Source organism: Leclercia sp. M-A074-M (assembly GCF_965195605.1).
Classification (GTDB): Bacteria; Pseudomonadota; Gammaproteobacteria; order Enterobacterales; family Enterobacteriaceae; genus Enterobacter.
Genome location: NZ_CBDAHM010000012.1, coordinates 36,799 through 58,953, shown reverse-complemented (window position 1 = coordinate 58,953; position 22,155 = coordinate 36,799). Strand labels below are relative to the sequence as shown.

19 protein-coding genes are annotated in these 22,155 nt (G+C 61.1%); 6 read left to right on the top strand and 13 right to left on the bottom strand.

Translation table 11 applies throughout. The features are described 5' to 3' along the window. The first annotated feature begins 2 nt into the window (after positions 1-2). The 4 genes from ACOKCT_RS20340 (at position 3) to nadS (ending at position 5,722) form a co-directional block, all read left to right on the top strand. Entirely contained in the window at positions 3-2,675 is a 2,673-nt protein-coding gene (locus ACOKCT_RS20340; protein ID WP_420193829.1) for a response regulator, read from the top strand. Continuing rightward, positions 2,665-4,863 (top strand): glycosyl hydrolase 2 galactose-binding domain-containing protein, encoded by a 2,199-nt coding sequence (locus ACOKCT_RS20335; RefSeq protein ID WP_420193828.1) that lies wholly within the window; start codon positions 2,665-2,667, stop codon positions 4,861-4,863. Before ACOKCT_RS20340 ends, ACOKCT_RS20335 begins: the two co-directional genes overlap by 11 nt. A 240-nt stretch (positions 4,864-5,103) precedes the next feature. Then, complete coding sequence (locus ACOKCT_RS20330) at positions 5,104-5,436, top strand: type II toxin-antitoxin system RelE/ParE family toxin (RefSeq protein ID WP_180210163.1); 333 nt, start codon at positions 5,104-5,106, stop codon at positions 5,434-5,436. Between the two features lies 1 nt (position 5,437). After that, positions 5,438-5,722 carry a NadS family protein gene (nadS, locus tag ACOKCT_RS20325; RefSeq protein WP_103179800.1) on the top strand — a complete coding sequence of 95 codons (285 nt, stop codon included), beginning with the start codon at positions 5,438-5,440 and terminating at the stop codon, positions 5,720-5,722. 161 nt (positions 5,723-5,883) lie between these two features. Here the strand turns inward: nadS and paaY are convergent, their stop codons facing one another. The 13 genes from paaY to paaA form a co-directional block, all read right to left on the bottom strand. Then, entirely contained in the window at positions 5,884-6,480 is a 597-nt protein-coding gene (gene paaY / locus ACOKCT_RS20320) for a phenylacetic acid degradation protein PaaY (protein ID WP_420193827.1), read from the bottom strand. 10 nt (positions 6,481-6,490) lie between these two features. Then, positions 6,491-7,426, bottom strand: a complete 936-nt coding sequence (gene paaX / locus ACOKCT_RS20315; protein ID WP_103179802.1) for a phenylacetic acid degradation operon negative regulatory protein PaaX — start codon at positions 7,424-7,426, stop codon at positions 6,491-6,493. An 85-nt stretch (positions 7,427-7,511) separates the two neighbouring features. Next, positions 7,512-8,864, bottom strand: a complete 1,353-nt coding sequence (gene paaK / locus ACOKCT_RS20310; RefSeq protein ID WP_103179803.1) for a phenylacetate--CoA ligase PaaK — start codon at positions 8,862-8,864, stop codon at positions 7,512-7,514. 39 nt (positions 8,865-8,903) lie between these two features. Then, on the bottom strand, positions 8,904-10,109 hold the full coding sequence (gene pcaF / locus ACOKCT_RS20305; protein WP_325941031.1) for a 3-oxoadipyl-CoA thiolase: 1,206 nt from the start codon (positions 10,107-10,109) through the stop codon (positions 8,904-8,906). Beyond that, positions 10,109-10,531 (bottom strand): hydroxyphenylacetyl-CoA thioesterase PaaI, encoded by a 423-nt coding sequence (gene paaI / locus ACOKCT_RS20300; RefSeq protein WP_114314799.1) that lies wholly within the window; start codon positions 10,529-10,531, stop codon positions 10,109-10,111. The genes pcaF and paaI overlap by 1 nt, the downstream gene beginning before the upstream one ends. Beyond that, on the bottom strand, positions 10,521-11,945 hold the full coding sequence (locus ACOKCT_RS20295; RefSeq protein WP_420193826.1) for a 3-hydroxyacyl-CoA dehydrogenase: 1,425 nt from the start codon (positions 11,943-11,945) through the stop codon (positions 10,521-10,523). The genes paaI and ACOKCT_RS20295 overlap by 11 nt, the downstream gene beginning before the upstream one ends. Position 11,946: 1 nt before the next feature. Next, positions 11,947-12,732 (bottom strand): 2-(1,2-epoxy-1,2-dihydrophenyl)acetyl-CoA isomerase PaaG, encoded by a 786-nt coding sequence (gene paaG, locus ACOKCT_RS20290; RefSeq protein WP_420193825.1) that lies wholly within the window; start codon positions 12,730-12,732, stop codon positions 11,947-11,949. A 2-nt stretch (positions 12,733-12,734) separates the two neighbouring features. Further along, complete coding sequence (paaF, locus tag ACOKCT_RS20285; RefSeq protein WP_214422056.1) at positions 12,735-13,502, bottom strand: 2,3-dehydroadipyl-CoA hydratase PaaF; 768 nt, start codon at positions 13,500-13,502, stop codon at positions 12,735-12,737. Further along, on the bottom strand, positions 13,499-14,569 hold the full coding sequence (paaE, locus tag ACOKCT_RS20280; protein WP_159339404.1) for a 1,2-phenylacetyl-CoA epoxidase subunit PaaE: 1,071 nt from the start codon (positions 14,567-14,569) through the stop codon (positions 13,499-13,501). The genes paaF and paaE overlap by 4 nt, the downstream gene beginning before the upstream one ends. Before the next feature lie 7 nt (positions 14,570-14,576). After that, on the bottom strand, positions 14,577-15,074 hold the full coding sequence (gene paaD / locus ACOKCT_RS20275) for a 1,2-phenylacetyl-CoA epoxidase subunit PaaD (RefSeq protein ID WP_103179810.1): 498 nt from the start codon (positions 15,072-15,074) through the stop codon (positions 14,577-14,579). A 14-nt stretch (positions 15,075-15,088) separates the two neighbouring features. Then, on the bottom strand, positions 15,089-15,835 hold the full coding sequence (gene paaC, locus ACOKCT_RS20270; protein ID WP_420193824.1) for a 1,2-phenylacetyl-CoA epoxidase subunit PaaC: 747 nt from the start codon (positions 15,833-15,835) through the stop codon (positions 15,089-15,091). A gap of 8 nt (positions 15,836-15,843) precedes the next feature. Further along, positions 15,844-16,131, bottom strand: a complete 288-nt coding sequence (gene paaB / locus ACOKCT_RS20265) for a 1,2-phenylacetyl-CoA epoxidase subunit PaaB (RefSeq protein WP_103179812.1) — start codon at positions 16,129-16,131, stop codon at positions 15,844-15,846. Between the two features lie 11 nt (positions 16,132-16,142). Beyond that, complete coding sequence (paaA, locus tag ACOKCT_RS20260; RefSeq protein WP_103179813.1) at positions 16,143-17,072, bottom strand: 1,2-phenylacetyl-CoA epoxidase subunit PaaA; 930 nt, start codon at positions 17,070-17,072, stop codon at positions 16,143-16,145. Between the two features lie 282 nt (positions 17,073-17,354). Between paaA and paaZ the strand changes: the two genes are divergently transcribed. Then, positions 17,355-19,400, top strand: a complete 2,046-nt coding sequence (gene paaZ, locus ACOKCT_RS20255; RefSeq protein WP_420193823.1) for a phenylacetic acid degradation bifunctional protein PaaZ — start codon at positions 17,355-17,357, stop codon at positions 19,398-19,400. Between the two features lie 176 nt (positions 19,401-19,576). Beyond that, the gene (gene tynA, locus ACOKCT_RS20250; RefSeq protein WP_156654617.1) at positions 19,577-21,844 is read left to right on the top strand and encodes a primary-amine oxidase; all 2,268 of its coding nucleotides are present in this window, start codon (positions 19,577-19,579) and stop codon (positions 21,842-21,844) included. The last annotated feature ends 311 nt before the right edge of the window (positions 21,845-22,155 follow it).

Sequence of the window (22,155 nt, the reverse complement as noted above, 5' to 3'; positions counted from 1 at the left end):
CCATGCAAGAGCGATCCTGTTTCGATCTTAACGCGCTGCCCATGGGGGTAATGATCTACGATCCGGCGGAGCGCCTGCTGGCCTGGAACGACCCGGTGACGCGCTTTTACCCGGTCATCACCCCCTGGCTGGCCGTCGGCGCCACCCTGGAGAGCCTGGCGGAAAAATTTATCGATGCGGGCTATAACATCGATCCTGGCCGCCGCCAGACCCTGCGCGAAGCGATTATCCGCAACTGCCGTCAGCCGAGTCATCGCGAAGTGCGGCAGTCGGGTCAGCGGCGGCTCTACGTCCAGCATCAGCGGCTGGCGGACGGCGGCATTATCAGCCTGCATACGGACATCACCGAGCTGGATGAGGCCCAGCGCTCGCGCCACCAGCTGCACGACGATTTTTTACTTACCGCGGAGTCGATCCAGATCGGCATCTGGGACTGGCAGGTCTCCCACGACAGCCTGCAGGTGAACGATACCCTGCTGGCGATGGTGGGCGAGTCGCGCACGCAGTTGCTCTATCCGCTGCGCTTTTTGCTTAACCTGGTGCACGAGGAGGATCGCGCCACCCTGCGCCAGGCGATGATCGCCTCTCGCCAGGCGCATATGCCGGTATTCGAATGCGAAATTCGCGTCCAGCACGCCGCCCGGGGCTGGCGCTGGATGTTGATTTCGGGCCAGGTGGTGACTCTCAACATGCAGCAGCAGGCCGAGCGGGTGATCGGCACCCTGCAGGATATTACCCGTCGTAAAGAGGCGGAACTGCTGGCCATAGAGGCGGCGAAGGTGGCCCGGGAGGCTAACGAGGCGAAGAGCGCCTTCCTCGCCAACATGAGCCACGAAATTCGCACCCCGATGAACGGCATTCTGGGCATGACCCAGCTCTGTCTGGACACCCCTCTTAACCCGGAGCAGCGGGAGTATCTTTCGCTGGTCATGAGTTCGGCCCAGTCGCTACTGCATATTATCAATGACATTCTCGACTTCTCCCGCATCGAGTCGGGCAAGATGTCGGTGGATGCGGAGCCGCTGGAGATCCGCCCCTTTATTCAGTCGCTGATCCGCCCCCACATGCCCGCCGCCAGCGAAAAAGGCATTGAGCTGCTGGTGGATATTGCCCCCGAGCTGCCGGAGGTGCTGGTAGCGGACGGTCCCCGGCTGCGCCAGATCCTTACCAACCTGCTGGGCAACGCCCTTAAGTTTACCCACCAGGGTGAAGTGCTGCTGGCGATAGCGCCCGCTGACGATGAAGGTCGGTGGCGTTTTCGCATCCGCGACAGCGGCATCGGCATTCCGACGGATAAGCAAAAAGCGATCTTCGAGGCCTTCAGCCAGGCCGACAGCTCCACCACCCGCCGTTACGGCGGCACCGGACTGGGGCTGACCATCTCGGCCCGGCTGGTGAGCCTGATGGGTGGGGAGCTGACGGTTGAGAGCCAGCCCGGCGTGGGGAGCGAATTTGCTTTCACCCTGCCGCTGGAGAGCCAGCAGGCCGCCGCGCCTGTGGGGCGCTTCAATGGCGAACGGGTGCTGGTGGTGGATGACAACAGCACCAACCTGCGCCTGCTTGATACCATGCTTCACCAGATGGGGCTGGCGCCAACCTGCGTTAATAACGCCGCCGAGGCGCTGCGGCGCGCAGCCGAAGAGAGGCGCTGGGCGCTGATCCTGCTGGACGCGCAAATGCCGGATATGGACGGCGTTTCGCTGGCGCTCGAACTCTCCGTGCTGCCCCAGACCGAGCAAAGCCATATCATTATGCTCAGCTCCATGAGCCGCCATTTTGACGCCAACATGCTTAAGCGCATCGGCATTGCCCACTATCTGCATAAGCCCATTGCCCAGCGCGAGCTGCATCAGGTGATTGCCAGCGTGCTTGAACCTGCCCCAGTCCTGACCCCGGCCCCCGTAGCGGCGCCCGCCGTGCCGCAGGCCGGGCTGCGCATTCTGCTGGCCGAGGATAATCTGGTGAACCAGAAAGTCGCCCGGCGCCTGCTGGAGCGGCTCGGCCACCGGTGCGAAGTGGTCAATAACGGGCGCGAGGCGCTGGAGCGCTGGCGGGAACACGCCTGGGACATTCTGCTGATCGACCTGCAAATGCCGGAGATGGACGGCGAAACCGCTATCCGCCTGCTGCGGGAAGAGACGCAGGACAGGGGGGGCGCCCACCAGCCCGCCATCGCCATGACCGCCCACGCCATGCAGGGAGATAAAGAACGCTGCCTGGCGATGGGGTTCGACGGCTATATTGCCAAGCCGGTGAGCCAGGAGGCGTTGCAGCAAGAGATTGCGCGCGTCGGCCCGGAGAGTCATAACCCGCAGAGTGATAAAGGGCTGCCGGACGAAGCCCGGCTATTAAAACAGTGCGCGGACGATCCCGCTCTGGTACAGGAGCTGCTGGATCTGTTCGGCGAGGGGCTCGACGAGGCGGTAGCAACAATAGCCCGGGCGATCGACAGTGACGACCGCGAGGCTCTGGGCCGGGCGGCGCACCGGCTTCGCGGCGAAGCCGCCACCCTCGGCTTTACCGGACTGGCAGAGCGGCTCCAGCAGTTAGAGAGCCAGGCGACAACGCTGGACCCGGCCGGGCTTAAGGCGCTGCGCGGCGAGCTCTTCAACGAGGCCGGACGCGGTGCCGCCTGGCTGCACCACCGGGCGCAGGAGATAAATCATGATCCCTAAACTTATTCTGCCGCTGGTCGTCTGGCTTCCGCTGGCGCAAGCGGCGCCTGTGCCGGTCACCTGGTCGCTGGCCGGGCAGTGGCGCGTGCATGATGCCAACGACAACACTTTTAACGGGGCCAGCGCCCCTGACAGCAGCTGGCGCACGCTCCAGGTGCCCGCCAACTGGTACAGCGCCGGATACGATCATCAGGGCGCGCTCTGGTACCGTCACGAATTTACCCTGCCGGAGCGCGCGCCGGATACCATGGCTACCCTGGTGTTTGACGGCGTGGATTATTTCGCCGACGTGACGCTCAACGGCAAGGCGCTTGCCCGCCACGAAGGCTATTTCCAGCGCTTCCCGGTGGATATAAGCGACGCCCTGCGCCGCCATAACCGGCTCGCCGTTCGGGTGGAGAGCCCGTTCGAAGATCCGAAAACCATCTGGCCGCTGCACAAAACCCTGGTCAAAGGGGTGCTTAACCAGCACGACACCCGCCCCGGCGGCGCCTGGTCCGAGCACGGTCAGGATGCCAACTCCGGCGGCATCTGGGCGCCGGTGAAGCTGCACCTGAGCCGCGGCGTGACGATTGACGAGGTGATCCTGCGCCCGGACTGGCGCGAGGGGCTGCAAAACCCCATCTTGCGCGCCGAGATTCGCTACCGGGCGCTGGCGGATGGGCACGCCACCCTGCGCCTCTCCGCCGCGCCGGACAATTTCAGCGGCCCGGACTTTCAGCAGGACTTCCCGGTCACGCTCAACAGCACCGCCGGCACCCTGAACGTCTCGCTACCAATGCGCTCCGCCAGGCTCTGGTGGCCGGTGGGCGTCGGCAAGCCGAACCTCTACCGGGTGCGAGCCTCGCTGCGGGATGACCAGGGGCTGATGGATACCGCCCTCACCCGAACCGGGTTACGCAAGCTGGAGGAGCAGCCGGACAATAAAGGCTGGCTCATCAACGACCGTCGGCTGTTCATCAAGGGCAGTAACTATATTGGCTCCCCCTGGCTCGGCACCATGACGCGGGCAAAATACCGCCGGGATTTCGAACTGGTGGAGGCGATGAACGCCAACGCCATTCGCGTCCACGGGCATGTGGCAGGCCGCGCGCTCTATGATGTAGCGGATGAGATGGGGCTGATGATCTGGCAGGATGTGCCCCTGCAGTGGGGCTATGATGACAGCGTCGCCTTTGCCGATAATGCGGTTCGCCAGACCCGTCAGATGGTTGAGCAGTTCGGTAACTCGCCGGCCATCATCGTCTGGGGCGGGCACAACGAGCCGCCCTGGAACTCACCGTGGATGGAAAAACGCTTCCCGGACTGGAACAAAAGCTTAAACCAGTCCCTGACGAAACGGGTGGGCGACACGCTCGCGGAAGATAGCTCCCGCATCGTGCACCGTTTTTCCGCCGTGGAGGAGCACTACTGGGCGGGCTGGTACTTCGGCACGATACGCGATCTGCTGGCGCCCGCCAAAACCGGGATTATCACCGAGTTTGGCGCCCAGGCGCTGCCGAGGCTCTCCACCCTGAAAACCTTCATCCCTGAGAGCCTGATGTGGCCGAAGAGTACGGCGGCGGACGATCCCGGCTGGACGCACTGGAAGTACCATAACTTCCAGCCCTTCCAGACCTTTAAATTCGCCAATATTCCCCGGGGCAATACTATCCAGGAGATGATTGCCAATACCCAGGCGTATCAGGCGCAGCTGGTGGCGACGGCGGCGGAGAGCTATCGCCGACAGCGCTATCAGCCGGTGACGGCCCTCTTCCACTTTATGTTTGTCGAAACCTGGCCCTCGATTAACTGGGGGGTGGTGGATTACCTGCGCAAACCGAAGGCGGGTTACTACGCCCTGAAGCGCGCCTACCAGCCGATCCTCCCCTCCATCGAACCCGTAACCGACGTCTGGCGTCAGGGACGCGAGGCGACGGTCCGCCTGTGGGCGATCAACGATACCTGGTCAGCCTGCGAGGATTGCCGCCTGACGTGGCAGGTGAAGCAGAGCGGAAAACGGCTTGCTGAAGGCGAGACGATCATGACCCTGCCGCCCGACTCGGGGACCAGGGTAAAGGAGATTACCGTCACGCCGACCAGCGTTGAACGAGTGACCATTGAGTATCGCATTGAGAATAACGCGCGAGAAACGGTGGGCAAAAACCGGCGTGAAGAGTCTGTCGAGGCGTCGTCCGCCGGGAAGTAAAGCATAAATTTCCTGATAACCCTCTCCTCTTAGAGGGTTTACCTTCTGATAAACCCTGCAATTTTACGAGACGCCTCGTAGCGTCAGCACGCGTTTCAGCACACTCTCGCCATGCTCCTTACAATGCCGACCAGTGCCAGCGCGCATTTCAGTTCACGCGTTCTCTGGCAGCAAAATAATTCTGGATCTGTACTATGTACACCTTAAGGTGTACATGGTACCTTACATGGAGAGAGAATCGTGTGCCATGCGATAGAATTTATCGAGACGTCACTGTTTACGCGGCAAATCAAACAGATCGCGACTGATGATGAACTCCTGACGTTACAAAGAGAGCTCATTGCCTTTCCGGACAAAGGTGATGTTATTCAGAATACCGGCGGGCTGCGAAAAGTCAGGATGGCCACGGGTGGCCAGGGTAAAAGCAGCAGCGCCAGGGTAATTTACCTTCTGGCAACACGGGAGATTATCTGGCTGGTGCTCGCTTATCCGAAAAGCGCCAAAGAGAATCTCACTGATGCGGAAAAGGTTGAACTAAAAAAACTGACAACCTTACTGAAAAACGAGGTGTGAAATGCATTTTTTTGACGAACTCAAAACGTCCCTGGAAGAGGCGGTCGACATCAAAAACGGGACCAAAGCCCCTTCCCGAGTTACCCGCTATGAGATTGCCGATGTCAAAGCGATCAGAGAGCAGCTCAACGTCTCCCAGGCAGAAATGGCAAAAGCGCTGGGCACCAGCGTGGATACCATCAAAAGCTGGGAATCCAGAAGACGTAACCCCACCGGCCTGGCAGCAAAAGTGCTGGCCACGATTAAGGCGAACCCGGCATTCTTTTACGAACTGGCTGCGCATTAATAGGTCGTATTGGGGATGCCAACAGCGACAGGTAAAATAAAAACGCAGAAACAAAGCCCCAGCGACAGCGTGCCGGGGCTTTTAGGGTGCCACTAAATTAATCCTTAACATCCTTCAATCTACACAAAGATGGCCTCACGCAGGATTAAGGGGTTTGCCGCTCAGCGGGCCGACTTGGGCCGCAGATTCTCTTCAAACACCAGCCGCTTGCGATCCGGTTCCACCTCGTGTAACGGCTCCACCTGATGCATCGTCTGTTTGCAGCGCTCCACCAGCGTCTGGTACTCGCGGGTGCCCTGCTTTTTCCACGCCATCTCCTGCTCGCTCAACACGCGGATCGCTTTCGCCGGGCTGCCGATAATCAGATGGTCGGCAGGCATTTCCGCTTTCGCTTTCACAAATGCCGCCGCGCCGACGATGCTGTTCTCGCCGATCACGGCGCCATCCATGATCACCGCATTCATCCCCACCAGCGCATTGCGGCGGATCACGCAGCCGTGCAGAATGGCGCCGTGCCCGATATGTCCCTCTTCTTCCACCACCGTGTCCTGCTCGGGGAAGCCATGCATGATGCAGTTATCCTGAATATTGGCCCCGTCTTTCACCACGATACGGCCAAAATCCCCACGCAGGCTGGCGTTGGGGCCCACATAGACGCCCTTACCGAGGATCACGTCGCCAATCAGGACCGCTGTCGGGTGGACATAACTCTCCTCAGGAACAACCGGTGTCAGACCATCAATTTGATATACAGGCACATAACCTCCGTTACGCGGGCGTCAGGCCGCCGAAGCGCTGCCAGTAGGAGGAGCCCGGCGACGGCAGTTCGCCGACCGAGGTCTCCCCTTTCTCACTGACAAACGCCAGCGCACCCGGCGCGACGCGCTGATAAATGTTAATGCACAGCTGGCGGGCCGTCTGGCCTGCCCAGTGCGACGGGAGTAACTCTTCCGGCAGGAGCGGATCCTTAAGCACCACCCGGCGATAAAAATGGATCAGCAAGAGCTGGATATGGAAACAGCGCGCCGGCGTCAGCTCCTCCGGCGTGGCCTCCCGCAGCAGGGGCAGCAGGGGCCGGAACGAGTCGATAAAGGTTTCATACATCAGGTTCTGCTCGCTGAGCTGCCAGCACTCCTCCACCCGGGCGCGCAGCGCGGCGCGGGAAAGCGCCAGCGGCGAATGCGCCTCAAAGCAGATGACGTTTTCCGCCACGCCCGCTTCATGCAACAGGGTCTGTACGTCTGCCAGCTGTTGCGACGGCGAGGCCATCAGGCTCGGCGCCAGGGTGCCGAAGCCCTGCCAGATCAGCTGCTTTTTCACATCCGCCAGCGTGGTTTTGTCCATTCCTTCAGAGAGCAGCAGCAGCCATTTGCCGTCCCAGGCCGGTAGCTCTGCGCGATAAATTTTGGTTTCGGCCCGGCGGGTTAAACGCAATCCTTTGTCGCTCAGGCGGTAGAAGCTGCGTCTGCCGATGCGAACCACATCCAGCCAGCCCTCTTTATTAAGACGGAACAGCGCGGTACGCACGAAGCGCTCGCCGAATCCCATCCCCTCCAGCAGGGCCGCCAGGCTTCCCAGCCAGACTTCACCGCCGCGATGGGACAGGGCATCACCGTACAGGGAGGAGATCAGCGAGGTGCCGCTGACGGGAACGGAGCTGACAGCGTGCTGGATAAAGGCGTCGAGTTTACTCATGTGATTCATTCTGTTGTGATTATTTTCGCGGATGAATCATAGCATAGCGCTAAAAGCGCGACCCTCCCTAATACGCAGAGGGTCGCGGACGGCCTTAGCTGTTGGCTGCGGCCTTACGCAGATCGAAGACGCGGCAGGCTTTGCCTTCGGAACGCGGAATGCTACCGCAGTTGACGATCGTCACGTCGGTAGAGATCCCCACCATCGACTTAATGCGGTGGCGCAGCTGGTGGCAGACGTTGCAGCGCTGTTCGTGGGTCAGCGACAGGCTGCTCTCTTTCAGCTCCACCTTCACCGAAAGTGAATCAAGATGGCCCCGACGGTTCACCTCCAGCTGGTAGTGCGGCGACAGGTGCTCAAACTTGACGATCTCCTCTTCCAGCTGGGACGGGAAGACGTTGACGCCGCGGATAATCAGCATATCGTCGCTGCGGCCGCTGATCCTGTCCATGCGGCGCATGGTGCGGGCGGTGCCCGGCAGCAGGCGGGTCAGGTCGCGGGTGCGGTAGCGGATCACCGGCAGCGCCTCTTTGGTGAGGGTGGTGAAGAGCAGTTCCCCCTGCTCACCATCGGCCAGCGGCGTGCCGTCGTTCGGGTTGACGATCTCCGGGTAGAAGTGATCTTCCCAGATGGTCGGTCCGTCGGCGGTTTCGATGCACTCCATCGCCACCCCCGGCCCCATCACTTCGGAGAGCCCATAGATATCCAGAGCGGTAATACCGAGGCGTTTTTCAATTTCCCGGCGCATCGCCAGGGTCCAGGGCTCAGCGCCAAAAACGCCCACGCGCAGGGAGCACTGGCTGGCATCACCCCCCATCTGGCGCTCAAGCTCTTCGATCAGGTTGAGGCAGTAAGAAGGCGTCACCATGATCATGTCTGGCTGAAAATCGCGGATCAGCTGGGCCTGTTTTTCGGTCTGGCCGCCGGACATCGGGATCACCGTGGCGCCTAAACGCTCGGCGCCGTAGTGGGCGCCCAGCCCGCCAGTGAACAGGCCATAGCCGTAGGCGACATGAATTTTGTCCTTCGCGCTGCCCCCCGCGGCGCGCAGCGAGCGGGCCACGATGTTGGCCCAGTTATCAATGTCGTTCTGCGTGTAGCCGACCACGGTGGGTTTACCGGTGGTGCCCGAAGAGGCGTGAATACGCACCACCTGTTCCATCGGCACCGCAAAGGTATCAAACGGATAGTTGTCACGCAGATCCTGCTTGGTGGTGCACGGGAACTTGCGGATATCCGCTAACTCTTTGAAATCGTCAGGATGCACGCCCGCCGCATCAAACTTGCGTTTGTACATGGGGACGTTGTTATAAGCGTGTTCTAACGTCCACTTCATACGCTCGGTTTGCAGGGCCTGCAGCTCATCAAGGGAGGCAGTTTCGATGGGGTCAAGATGCGTTGCCGTCGTGGTTGCAGTTGACGTTGCGGTTGTCGCTGTATTTATCATTGTCGTAGTCATCGTAGGGTACTCGCTTTTTATAATTGTTCAGACACGCTCAAGGATCATGGCAATGCCCTGACCGACACCAATGCACATCGTACAGAGCGCATAGCGCCCTTTACGACGATGCAGCTCGTTGCTGGCGGCCAGCGCCAGGCGGGCCCCGCTCATACCCAGCGGATGGCCTAAGGCAATTGCCCCGCCGTTGGGGTTAACGTGCGGCGCATCATCCGGCAGCCCCAGCTCACGCAGCACCCCCAGCGCCTGGGAGGCGAAGGCTTCGTTCAGCTCGATAACGTCCATGTCGTTGATGCTCAGCCCGGCGCGCTCCAGCACCCGACGGGTGGCAGGCACCGGGCCCAGCCCCATCAGACGCGGCTCAACGCCAGCGGTCGCCATCGCCACGATGCGGGTACGCGGGATCAGGCCCTGGGCTGCCGCCATCTTCTCGCTGGCGACAATCAGCGCCGCAGCGCCATCGTTCACGCCGGAAGCGTTACCGGCGGTAACCACACCGCCCGCCCGGAAAGGGGCTTTCAGCCCGGCCAGCATTTCGAGGGTGGTGTCCGGGCGCAGATGCTCGTCATGCACCACTTCGGTGACCTCCCCTTTTTTGCCTTTAATGACGACCGGCACGATCTCCTGCGCCAGAATACCGTTAGCCTGGGCCTGAGCGGTACGCTGCTGGCTGCGCAGGGCGAAGGCGTCCTGATCCTCACGGGAAATCTTTAACAATTCCGCTACATTCTCTGCCGTTTCCGGCATGCTGTCAGAACCAAATTGCTGCGCCATGAGCGGGTTCACAAAACGCCAGCCGATAGTGGTATCGAAAATTTCATTCTGCCGCTGGAAGGCGCTGGTCGCTTTGCCCATCACGAAAGGCGCGCGGGACATCGACTCCACACCCCCGGCAATCATCAGGTCGCCATCACCGGCGCGAATCGCGCGGGCAGCAAAGCCCAGCGCATCCAGACCGGAGCCGCAAAGGCGGTTCAGGGTAGTGCCGGAGACGGTCTGCGGCAGCCCGGCTAACAGCAGGGACATTCGCGCCACGTTACGGTTGTCTTCCCCCGCCTGGTTCGCGCAGCCAAAGATCACATCGTCGATGCGCTCCGCATCCAGACCCGGGTTACGCGCCAGCAGTTCGCGCAGCGGGATGGCGCCCAGGTCGTCCGCGCGCACACCGGACAGCGCACCGGCATAGCGACCGATTGGGGTTCTGATCCCGTCACAGATAAAGGCGTCACGCATCATGCTTCTCCTGTCACAGTGCCGCCGATGCGGTGGGATTTCCCACGGAACAGGGCAACCGTTTTCTGTTGTTGATTAACGATTTCAATGTCGTATACGCCGGTCTGTTTCCCCTGATGGCGCACCTGCGCCGTGGCGGTGAGCTTATCGTGGGCAAACGCCGGACGGACAAAATCAATGGTGCAGCCCGAGGCCACCGCCGCCAGCCCCTGGCTGTTGCAGGCGTAGGCGAAAGCGGTATCGGCGAGGGTAAACAGCTGTCCGCCGTGACAGCTCTTGTGGCCGTTGAGCATCTGCGGCGTGACGGTCATGGTCAACACGGCGACGCCGTCATCCATCTCAATAATGTCGATGCCATAAGCCTGGGCGCAGGCATCGTTTTCATACATGGCGCGGGCGTTGCGCCAGGCGTTATGACTCATAGCTACTCTCCAGAAGCGCGCGCTGGCGCAGCAGGGATGAAGGACGGTAACGCTCTTCGCCGTAATGGCGTTGCAGGTTTTCCAGCAGGCACAGCAGACGCTGCCAGCCAAGCTGTTCTCCCCAGGCCAGCGGGCCGCGCGGGTAGTTCACCCCGAGGCGCATGGCGGTATCGATATCCTCTTCACTGGCGACCCCTTTTTGCAGGGCGTCGAGGGCTTCGTTGATAATCATCGCCACCGTGCGCCAGATCAGCAGGCCGGGATAATCCGCCACCTGCAGCACGCGCTTGCCCTGCTGTTGGAAGTAGCGCACCGCTTTCCGTGTCGCGGCTGTCGGGTTGCTGGCCGCGGCGGCAATCACCGCCACATCGCTCTCCTGTCTGTCGAACACCACCACCGGCTGTGCGTAGCGGTTCGCCAGCGCCTGGGCGGTCTCACCCCGGGTTTCGATCAGCAGTACGCCGTCAATTTCAGTGACACCGTCACTTTTTTTCTGCTGATGCGTGACACTGTAACTATCGTTCACCTCTGCCAGCCAGCTCACCGCTGGCTTTTCGTTACGCCAGTTGTAAACGCCCTGCCCGCTCTTCTTGCCGAGACGCCCACCCAGCACCAGCTCCTGCTGCACCAGTGACGGCAGGAAACGTCGCTCCTGCCAGAAGGCGTTAAATACTGAGCAGGTCACGGCGAAGTTGACGTCCTGGCCGATCATATCGGTCAGCTCCAGCGGCCCCATCGGGAAGCCTGCGCCTTCGCGCAGCGCCGCGTCGATGACTTCCGGGGCGGCAACCTGCTCTTCCAGCGCCCGCCAGGCTTCGGCATAGTACGGACGCGCCACGCGGTTAACGATAAAGCCCGGCGTTGACTGGCAGCGCACCGGCTGTTTGCCCCAGCGCGTCGCCAGTTCGCTCAGCTGTTCGACCACTTCCCCGGAGGTCGCCAGGCCGCTTACCACTTCCACCAGCTTCATCACCGGGGCCGGGTTAAAGAAGTGCAGCCCCGCCACGCGCTCAGGATGGCGCAGGTCGGCGGCAATGGCGGTAATAGAAATTGAGGATGTGTTGCTGGTTAAAAGCGTGTTAGCCGGGCAGATCTCCGCCAGCTGGGCGAAGAGCGCCTTTTTAACGGCCATCTGCTCAGAGGCGGCTTCAATCACCAGATCAGCCTTCGCCAGCGCGTGGATGTCGGTAACGGGCACCAGGCGCTGGAGCGTCTGTTCGGCGTCATGCGGGGCGAGCTTGCCGCGCGCCACGCGGGATTCGAGACGGCTGCGAATGGCGTCAATGGCGCGGGAGATGGCCTCAGCGTTGATGTCATAGATCAGCACCGGGTGGCCGTTGCTCGCCGCCACTTCGGCGATCCCGGCTCCCATGATGCCGCTGCCAATCACCGCCACGGTATGAATTGTCGTCATCTTATTTCCCCGTAAACTGCGGCGCGCGTTTGTTGAGGAAGGCGCTGACCCCTTCCCGGTAGTCGGCGCTGCGCCCGGCCAGACGCTGATAGTCGCGCTCCAGATCCAGCTGCGCGTCCAGGGTATTGGTTTCGGCGGCATTGATCGCCTGCTTAATCAACCCCAGGCCAAAGGTCGGCTGGGAGGCGAGATGCACGGCCAGCTGACGGGCGGTGTCGGTCAGTTCGGCATCATCCACGACCTGCCAGATCATCCCCCAGGCGTGTGCCTGCTCAGCGCTGATCTTCTCCCCCAGCAGGGCCAGGCCCATCGCCCGGGCGCGCCCGGTCAGACGCGGCAGCAGCCAGGTACCGCCGGAATCCGGCACCAGACCGAGCTTGCTGAAGGCCATCACAAAGTTCACCGAACGGGCGGCGATAACGATATCGCAGCCCAGCGCCAGGGTCGCCCCCGCTCCGGCGGCCACGCCGTTCACCGCGCAGATCACCGGCTTGGGCAGTTTTGCCAGACGGCGTACCAGCGGGTTGTAAAATTTCTCCACCGACATGCCGAGATCCGGCGCCGGGCTGTTCGGGTCGACGTTACGGTCGTTAAGATCCTGCCCGGCACAAAAACCGCGTCCGGCGCCGGTAATCAGCAGACAACGCACGCTCTCGTCGCGCTCGGCCTGGGTCAGGCACGCCGCCAGCTGCTGGTGCATCTCCTCATTGAAGCTGTTGAGCCGCTCCGGGCGGTTCAGGGTTAGGGTCATGACCCCCTGCTCAACGTGACTCAGAATAAAATCCATGGTTAGCGTCCTTTAAATTCAGGGGTGCGTTTTTGCAGGAAGGCGTCGATCCCTTCCCGGCGATCCTCGGTGGCCGCCAGCAGGGTGAAGAGCTGACGCTCCTGGGCCAGCCCGGCGGTGAGGGCCACCTCCTGGGACTGGCGTAGCGCCTGCTTCGCCGCCTGCAACGCCAGCGGGGAGTGGCGCGCCATCAGCGCCGCCTGCTTGAGAGCATATTCGAGGGTCAGGTCTTCGGGATGTACATCGCTTACCACCCCGGCCGCCAGCGCCTGACGGGCGGTGATACTTTCCCCGGTCAGCACCATTTTGCTGGCAAGGGATTTGCCGACGCTGCGGATCAGCCGTTGCGTGCCGCCCGCGCCCGGCATAATGCCTAAGTTGATTTCCGGCAGGCCGAAGCGGGCGTTTTCCCCGGCAATCGCCACATCGCAGAGCAGCGCCAGCTCGCACCCTGCGCCCAGGGCGTAGCCATTGACGGCGGCAATAAGCGGCTTACTGAAGGCGTTGATGCGCGCCCACAGCTGCGGGCGAATGTCGTTGAGGGTGGCGGCCAGATCTTTTTCCGCCATCTCGTTCAGATCGGCCCCGGCGGCAAAGAAGCGTGCGTTGCCGGTAATCACGCACACCGAAATCTCGCTGTCTACGGCGGCAGCTTCCAGGGCGGTTGCCAGCTCGCTCAGCAGGCCATTGTTCAGGGCGTTACGGGCCGCCGGGCGGTTAAGGGTCAGGAGCAATACCCGACCGTGACGGGTGACAATCAGGTCGCTCATGCCATCCCCTTCGCATCAAAGTCCACCACCACGTCGCCGGTCAGCGGCAGGGCCTGGCAGCTCAGCACGTAGCCTGCCGCCAGTTCATCCGGCTCCAGACTGTAGTTGGTCACCATATCCACCTTGCCGCGCACCACTTTGCATTTGCAGGTGGCGCAGACCCCGCCTTTACAGGCGTAAGGCAGGTCCGCCCCCTGGCGCAGCGCGGCATCCAGAATGCTTTCGTCTTCGGCGGTGAGGGTGATCTCGCGGTCGCGCCCGTCCTGGCGCACCGTCACCTTTTGCCCCCCGGTCTGTACCGAATGGGTGCGTTTAATGGTTGTGCCCGGCGTGTTGAAGCGCTCAAGATGCAGCGATTTCTCCGGCATCCCCAGCGCCTTAAGGGTCTGTTCCGCCTGGTCCATCATCGCCGCCGGGCCGCAGATAAAGGCTTCATCAAACTGGCTGAAGTCAATTAAGTGCTTCGCCAGCGCCTGCAGTTTTTCGCCGTCGATGCGCCCGTGCAGTAGCTCGCTGTCCAGCGTCTCCTGGCTGAAGATGTTGACCACCTGCAGGCGGGTCGGATAGCTGTCTTTCAGATCGGCCAGCGCCTGGCGGAACATCATGCTCTGGCTGCTGCGGTTGCCGTAGATGAGGGTGAACTGGCTTTTCGGTTCGGTTTTCAGAGTGCTGGAGATGATCGCCAGCATCGGGGTGATGCCGGAACCGGCGGCAATCGCCAGATAGCAGCCTTCCCGCTCTGCCAGCGGCTGATAGCCAAAATGCCCCTGCGGCACCATCACTTCGAGCGCCATCCCCTGCTTGATCTCATCCCGGGCATAGCGCGAGAAGCGCCCGCCGTCGATGGCTTTTACCGCCACGCTGATTTCGCCCGGCTGAACGCTGCGGCAGATGGAGTAGCAGCGGCGCAGCTCTTCGCCCGCTAAATGGGCTTTCAGGGTCAGATGCTGGCCCGGACGGAAGCGATACGCTTCCTGCAAAGGCTGGGGAACCGCGAAGGTAATGGTCACCGCATCGCGGGTTTCGGGTTCCACTTTTGCCACCGTTAAGGAATGAAACGTTGTCATGGCGACCTCAGATACATTTGAAATAGTCGAAGGGTTCGCGGCAGCTGTCGCAGCGCCAGAGCGCTTTGCAGGCCGTGGAACCAAATTCACTGATCAGCGTGGTGCGGGTACTGGCGCAGCGCGGACAGGTCACTTCAGCCGGCAGATGCGCATGGCAGCTGTGCCCGGCCGGTGGGCTGATGCCGTACTGGCGCAGACGCTCCCGGGCGTCCGGGGTCATCCAGTCGGTGGTCCACGCCGGGTCGAGCTGAAGGGTGATCTGCACCGGTCCGTAGCCGTGGGCGGTCAGGGTGTCGCGGATCGCCCCCATCAGATGATCGGTGGCCGGACAGCCGGAATAGGTCGGCGTAAAACCGATGGCCCAGCCCTCATCCTGCGGCGTCACGCTGCGCACCATCCCTAAGTCGGTGATGGTCAGTACCGGGATCTCCGGGTCCGGGATCTGGCTTAACAGAGACCAGATCTGCGGGACGGCGGCGGGGGTGAGTTGGACGGCGTGTTGCATGGCGCTCTCCTGGATTACCACTGCTGGCCGGGATAGACGCGCTGCAGATATTGCATCTCTGCCAGCATCGGACCCAGATGTTCGGTGTGCAGCCCTTTACGGCCACCGGTGCGGTAGGCGGACTCGCCCGGCACGCTCAGCGTCGCCTCGTTCAGCCCAGAGAAGACTTCCGCTTCCCACGCGTCGCGCAGGCTGCGCGGATCGACGGCGATACCTTCGGCAGCCAACGTCAGGTCAATCTCGTCCGCCTCGAACAGCTCGGCGGTGAAACGCCACAGGTCATTGACCGCCTGCTGCATTTTTTGCGCAGAGATCTCCGTGCCGTTGCCCAGGCGTTCCAGCCAGCCGCGGCTGAAGCGCAGGTGGTAGCGGGCTTCTTTGATGGATTTCGCGGCGATGGCGGCAAGCTGACCGTCGCGGCTCTGGGTCAGACGGGTAAAGAGCGCCACGTGCCAGGCGTCGATAAAGTACTGACGGGCGATGGTGTCGGCGAAGTTGCCGTTGGGCTGCTCCACCAGCAGAAGGTTGCTGAACTGGCGCTCGTCGCGCTGAAAGGCCAGCGTGTCTTCGTCGCCCTCGCCTTCCAGCTCGGCGGCGTAGGTTAAGAAGTTGCGCGCCTGGCCCAGCAGGTCGAGGCCGATATTGGCCAGCGCGAGGTCAATCTCCAGCTCCGGGGCGTGACCACACCACGCTCCCAGACGCTGGGAGAGCACCAGCCCGTTATCACCTAGGCGCAGAGCATATTGCGTTAACGTTTTCATCCGTGGCCTCACATGTGCTCGATGCCATCAGGGATGGTGTAGAAGGTCGGATGGCGGTAGACCTTGCTCTCCGCCGGGTCGAAAAACTCACCGCGCTCTTCTGGCTGGGAGGCGACGATTTCGCTCGCCTTCACCACCCAGATGGAACAGCCTTCATTACGGCGGGTGTAGGCGTCGCGCGCGTTTTCCAGCGCCATACGGTCATCGGCGGCATGCAGGCTGCCCACGTGACGGTGGGATAATCCCTGCTTGCTGCGGACAAAGACTTCGTACAACGGCCAGTATGTTTTGCTCATCTTGATTCCCCTTATGCGACCTTGCGGGCGTGTTGTTTTTCGGCGTGCGCCAGTGCGGCTTCGCGCACCCACGTTCCCTCTTCCCAGGCTTTACGCTTGGCGGCCAGACGTTCGTGATTGCAGACGCCGCGCCCGTTAATCACCTCGTCAAACTCCTGCCAGTCGATCTCGCCAAAACGGTAGTGACCGCTTTCGGCATCGAACTGTAGATCCGCATCCGGCACAGTCATGCCGAGCATTTCCACCTGCGGCACGGTGTTGTCGACAAAGCGCTGACGCAGCTCGTCATTGCCAAAACGTTTGATCTTCCAGGCCAGGCTGCGGGCGCTGTTCGGTGAGTTGTCGTCGTTCGGGCCAAACATCATCAGCGCTGGCCACCAGAAGCGGTTGATGGCGTCCTGCAACATCTGGCGCTGGGCTTCGCTACCCTGGGCCAGGGCCATGCAGGCCTCAAAGCCCTGACGCTGGTGGAAGCTCTCTTCTTTACAGATTTTCACCATCGCCCGGGCATAGGGGCCGTAGGAGGTCCGGCACAGCGCCACCTGGTTAACGATGGCCGCGCCATCCACCAGCCAGCCGATCACGCCGATATCCGCCCAGCTCAGGGTCGGGTAGTTGAAGATGGAGGAGTATTTCATCTTGCCGTCGAGCATCTTCTGGTAGATATCTTCCCGGGCGCAGCCCAGCGTTTCCGCCGCGCTGTAGAGGTAGAGCCCGTGCCCCGCCTCGTCCTGCACTTTCGCCAGCAGGATGGCCTTACGGCGCAGCGTCGGGGCGCGGGTGATCCAGTTCCCTTCCGGCAGCATGCCGACAATTTCGGAGTGCGCATGCTGACCAATCTGGCGGATCAGCGTTTTACGGTACGCGTCAGGCATCCAGTCCTGCGGCTCGATGGCCGTCTCTTGCGCGATGCGCTGCTCAAAGCGTTGTTCTTCCGTCACGTCATCACCCTTTTGATTCGTTTAACTGCTAAATATCATTCAATGATGAATCACTTTGTTTTATAAAAGTTACACAAAGGTTAATGGATAACCCAAGAATCGTTTATTCGTTTTGTGATGAGGCTCGCAAGAGATTTCCACACCCCAGATACGACGCGGCCTCCGGGAGTTAAGAAGATTAAGCGAGATCACAATGTTAATAAAACATTAACAAGTCACTTGCTTTTTATGATTCACAAACGAACTATTTATAGTGAAATCACGAACCATCTGGAGAGAAAGATGCAGCAGTTAGCCAGCTTCTTGTCCGGTACCTGGCAGTCAGGCCGGGGCCGTGAGCGCACCATTCAACACGCCATCAGCGGTGAATCCCTCTGGTCCGTTACCAGCGAAGGGCTGGATATGGCCGCCGCACGTCGCTACGCCATTGAGAAAGGCGGCGAAGCGCTTCATGCCATGACCTTTATCGAACGTGCCGCCATGCTGAAAGCGGTGGCGAAACATCTGCTGAGCCAGAAAGAGACCTTTTATGCGCTGTCGGCACAGACCGGGGCGACCCGCGCCGACAGCTGGGTGGATATCGAGGGCGGGATCGGCACCCTCTTTACCTTCGCCAGCCTGGGCAGCCGCGAACTGCCGGACGATACCCTGTGGCCGGAAGATGAGCTGATCCCGCTTTCAAAAGAGGGCGGATTTGCCGCGCGCCACGTGCTGACCTCGAAGTCCGGCGTGGCCGTCCACATCAATGCGTTCAACTTCCCCTGCTGGGGAATGCTGGAAAAGCTGGCCCCGACCTGGCTGGCGGGGATGCCTGCCATTATTAAACCGGCCACCGCCACCGCCCAGGTGACCCAGGCGATGGTGAAAGCGATCGTCGACAGCGGCCTGGTGCCGGAGGGCGCCATCAGCCTGATCTGCGGCGGCGCGGGGGATCTGCTCGACCAGCTCGACAGCCAGGACGTGGTGACCTTTACCGGCTCCGCCGACACTGGCCAGAAGCTGCGCGTCCATCCGAACATCGTGGCAAAATCAATTCCCTTCACCATGGAAGCGGACTCCCTGAACTGCTGCGTGCTGGGGGATGACGTCACCCCGGAGCAGCCGGAGTTTGCCCTTTTCATTCGCGAAGTGGTGCGGGAGATGACCGCGAAAGCCGGGCAGAAATGTACCGCGATCCGCCGCATCATCGTTCCGCAGGCGCAGGTGGAGGCTGTCAGCCAGGCGCTGATCGCCCGGCTGGAAAAAGTGGCTGTCGGCGACCCGGCTCAGGAAGGGATCAAAATGGGCTCACTGGTCAACGCCGAGCAGCGCGCTGACGTGCAGGAGAAAGTGGATACTTTAGTCACGGCGGGCTGCCAGATTCGTCTGGGCGGGAAAGCCGACCTGAACGCTGCCGGGGCCTTCTTCCCGCCGACGCTGCTGTTCTGCCCGCAGCCGGATGAAACCCCTGCCGTCCATGCCACCGAAGCCTTTGGCCCGGTCGCCACTCTGATGCCGTATCAGGATCGCGAGCACGCCATGGCCCTTGCCCGCGCCGGGGAAGGCAGTCTCGCCGGGACGCTGGTCACCGCCGATCTGCGCCTTGCGCGTCAGTTTATCGCCGACGCCGCCCGCGCCCACGGCCGTATCCAGATCCTCAACGAAGAGTCGGCCAAAGAGTCCACCGGCCACGGCTCCCCGCTGCCGCAGCTGGTGCACGGCGGCCCGGGCCGCGCCGGGGGTGGTGAGGAGCTGGGCGGCCTGCGGGCGGTAAAACACTACCTGCAACGCACCGCCATCCAGGGCAGCCCGAGCATGCTGGCCGCCATCAGCCAGCAGTGGGTACGCGGCGCGCAGGTGCAGGAGGATCGCGTTCATCCGTTCCGCAAATACTTCGAGGAGTTACAGCCGGGCGACAGCCTCCTGACCCCGCGCCGTACCCTGACCGAAACCGACATCGTTAACTTTGCCTGCCTGAGCGGGGATCATTTCTACGCCCATATGGACAAGATCGGCGCGGCGGAGTCGATTTTCGGCGAACGCGTGGTGCACGGCTACTTCCTGATCTCCGCTGCGGCGGGTCTGTTCGTCGATGCGGGCGTCGGGCCGGTGATTGCCAACTACGGTATGGAGAACCTGCGCTTTATTGAGCCGGTGAAGCCGGGCGACACCATCCAGGTGCGTCTGACCTGTAAGCGCAAGACGCTGAAGAAACAGCGCACGGCGGACGAGAAACCGACCGGCGTGGTGGAATGGGCGGTTGAGATTTTCAACCAGCACCAGCAGCCGGTGGCGCTCTACTCGATCCTGACCCTCGTCTCCCGTCAGCGCGGAGATTTTGACGCCTGATCCCCCTCCATCCGGGTAACGTCGCGCACGTTACCCGGCTTCTGGCACATCTGACAAAACATCTGGCAAATGCAGGCAAACGGTACTTAACGCGTTATTGCTATGTTGGCAATGAATAAACCGCGCGCAGAACAGCGGTCCCGAGTGGATAACAACACATACAACAGAGGTTAATCATGGGAAGCTCCTCCATTTTTTCTCCACGTAAAACGGTGCTGGCGTTGGCCGTTGCCTGTCTCTTTTCCGGCCAGGTGCTGGCGCACGGTGGTGCAGCACATATGGTCGAAATGGATAAAACCCTGACCGAATTTGGCGCTGATGTGAAATGGGACGACTATGCCCAGATGTTCACCATCAGCAAAGATGGGGCCTTTATCAAAGTGAAGCCGGGTGCCACAACCGCTATGGTCAACGGTAAACCGCTCACCCTGCAGGCGCCGGTGGTCATGAAAGACAATAAGGCCTGGATCGCCGATACCTTTGTTAACGATGTGTTCCAGTCCGGCCTTGACCAGACCTTCCAGGTCGAGAAGACCCCGCACCCGCTGAACGCCCTCTCCGCGGATGAGATCAAAGAGGCCGTCGGGATTGTGAAAGCCTCGCCGGACTTTAAACCGAATACCCGCTTCACGCAGATCGCGCTGGCCGAGCCGGACAAAGCCAAAGTGTGGGATTTCGTGCTGAACGGCACGGCGGTAGATGCGCCGCGTCAGGCCAATATCACCCTGCTGGACGGCAAATTTATCGTTGAAGCGCTAGTGGATCTGCAGGAGAAGAAAATCCTGCACTGGGAGCCGATCAAAGACGCCCACGGCATGGTGCTGCTGGATGACTTTATGGCGGTGCAGAAGATCGTCACCGGCAGCCCGGAGTATGCCGAGGCGCTGAAAAAACGCGGCATCAACGACCCGGCAAAGGTGATGACCACCCCGCTGACCGTCGGCTACTTTGACGGTAAGGATGGTCTGAAGCAGGAAGATCGCCTGCTGAAGGTGGTGAGCTACCTGGATACCGGCGACGGCAACTACTGGGCGCACCCGATTGAGAACCTGGTGGCGGTGGTCGATCTGATCGAGAAGAAGATCGTCAAAATTGAAGAAGGCGCTGTCGTACCGGTGCCGATGCAGTCCCGCCCCTATGATGGCCGCGACCGCGAACCGGTGGTGCACAAACCGCTGGAGATTGTGGAGCCGGAAGGCAAGAACTACACCATTACCGGCAATATGATCCACTGGCAGAACTGGGATTTCCACCTGAGCCTCGACTCCCGCGTCGGGCCGATCATCTCCACCGTCACCTTTAACGACAACGGCAAAAAACGCCAGGTGATGTACGAGGGATCGCTGGGCGGGATGATTGTCCCTTACGGCGACCCGGACGTGGGCTGGTACTTCAAAGCCTATCTGGACTCCGGCGACTACGGCATGGGCACCCTCACCTCGCCGCTGGTGCGCGGTAAAGATGTGCCCTCCAACGCCGTGCTGCTGAATCAGACCATCCCGGATTACACCGGTGCGCCGATGGAAATCCCGCGGGCGATGGCGATTTTTGAACGCTACGCCGGGCCGGAGTATAAGCACCAGGAGATGAATCAGCCGAACGTCAGCACCGAACGCCGCGAGCTGGTGGTGCGCTGGATCAGCACCGTGGGCAACTATGACTACATCTTCGACTGGATCTTCCACGAAAACGGCACCATCGGCATCGATGCTGGGGCAACCGGTATCGAAGCGGTAAAAGGGGTGATGGCGAAAACCATGCATGACCCGAGCGCCAAAGAGGATACGAAGTACGGCACCCTGATTGATCACAACATTGTCGGCACCACCCACCAGCACATCTACAACTTCCGTCTGGATCTGGATGTGGATGGCACCAGCAACAGCCTGGTGGCGATGGATCCGGAGGTGAAGCCGAACACCGCTGGCGGCCCGCGCACCAGCACCATGCAGGTTAACCAGTACAACATCGACAGCGAGCAGCAGGCGGCACAGAAATTTGACCCGGGCACCATTCGTCTACTGAGCAACACCAGCAAAGAGAACCGCATGGGCAACCCGGTCTCTTACCAGATCATCCCCTATGCGGGCGGTACGCACCCGGTGGCAACCGGCGCGAAATTCGCCCCGGATGAGTGGATCTATCACCGCCTGAGCTTTATGGATAAACAGCTGTGGGTGACCCGCTACCATCCGAACGAGATGTACCCGGAGGGCAAATTCCCGAACCGCTCCTCCCATGACCAGGGGCTGGGCCAGTTCAGTAAGGATAACGAGTCGCTGAATAACCAGGATAACGTGGTGTGGATCACCACCGGTACCACCCACGTGGCCCGCGCCGAAGAGTGGCCGATCATGCCAACCGAGTGGGTGCATGCCCTGCTCAAACCGTGGAACTTCTTTGACGAGACGCCGTCGCTCGGCAAGAAGAAAGAGGGGCAGTGATAAACAGCCGGGCATATTGCCCGGCTTTTTCTTGTCGGTGCGGTTTGATGTCGGGTGGCGGCTGCGCCTTACCCGACCTACGGGACCGTAGGCCCGTGCAAGCGCAGCGCCGCCGGGCATTGTCGGGTGGCGCTGCGCTTACCCGACCTACACCGCTATTGAATTTAGTTTAAGTCGTTTATTTTCTGAACAGCTTTCCTTGCTTATAGTTAATCATACCCATGCCGTCCGGGTTGCCTTTCTTAAAACGTTTTTTATGGACATCACACGAAGTTCTCCCTTACGTCGTTGTATGAACATTGAGAGGTTTT

Bases quoted from the DNA above. Each gene is read 5' to 3' on its own strand.
- ACOKCT_RS20295 (WP_420193826.1), bottom strand. From the start codon at position 11,945: ATGACGACAATTCATACCGTGGCGGTGATTGGCAGCGGCATCATGGGA.
- paaZ (WP_420193823.1), top strand. From the start codon at position 17,355: ATGCAGCAGTTAGCCAGCTTCTTGTCCGGTACCTGGCAGTCAGGCCGG.
- paaB (WP_103179812.1), bottom strand. From the start codon at position 16,131: ATGAGCAAAACATACTGGCCGTTGTACGAAGTCTTTGTCCGCAGCAAG.
- nadS (WP_103179800.1), top strand. From the start codon at position 5,438: ATGCATTTTTTTGACGAACTCAAAACGTCCCTGGAAGAGGCGGTCGAC.
- paaF (WP_214422056.1), bottom strand. From the start codon at position 13,502: ATGAGCGACCTGATTGTCACCCGTCACGGTCGGGTATTGCTCCTGACC.
- ACOKCT_RS20335 (WP_420193828.1), top strand. From the start codon at position 2,665: ATGATCCCTAAACTTATTCTGCCGCTGGTCGTCTGGCTTCCGCTGGCG.
- paaD (WP_103179810.1), bottom strand. From the start codon at position 15,074: ATGCAACACGCCGTCCAACTCACCCCCGCCGCCGTCCCGCAGATCTGG.
- ACOKCT_RS20340 (WP_420193829.1), top strand. From the start codon at position 3: ATGCAAGAGCGATCCTGTTTCGATCTTAACGCGCTGCCCATGGGGGTA.
- paaE (WP_159339404.1), bottom strand. From the start codon at position 14,569: ATGACAACGTTTCATTCCTTAACGGTGGCAAAAGTGGAACCCGAAACC.
- paaX (WP_103179802.1), bottom strand. From the start codon at position 7,426: ATGAATCACATGAGTAAACTCGACGCCTTTATCCAGCACGCTGTCAGC.
- paaG (WP_420193825.1), bottom strand. From the start codon at position 12,732: ATGGATTTTATTCTGAGTCACGTTGAGCAGGGGGTCATGACCCTAACC.
- paaC (WP_420193824.1), bottom strand. From the start codon at position 15,835: ATGAAAACGTTAACGCAATATGCTCTGCGCCTAGGTGATAACGGGCTG.
- pcaF (WP_325941031.1), bottom strand. From the start codon at position 10,109: ATGCGTGACGCCTTTATCTGTGACGGGATCAGAACCCCAATCGGTCGC.
- paaK (WP_103179803.1), bottom strand. From the start codon at position 8,864: ATGATAAATACAGCGACAACCGCAACGTCAACTGCAACCACGACGGCA.
- paaI (WP_114314799.1), bottom strand. From the start codon at position 10,531: ATGAGTCATAACGCCTGGCGCAACGCCCGCGCCATGTATGAAAACGAT.
- tynA (WP_156654617.1), top strand. From the start codon at position 19,577: ATGGGAAGCTCCTCCATTTTTTCTCCACGTAAAACGGTGCTGGCGTTG.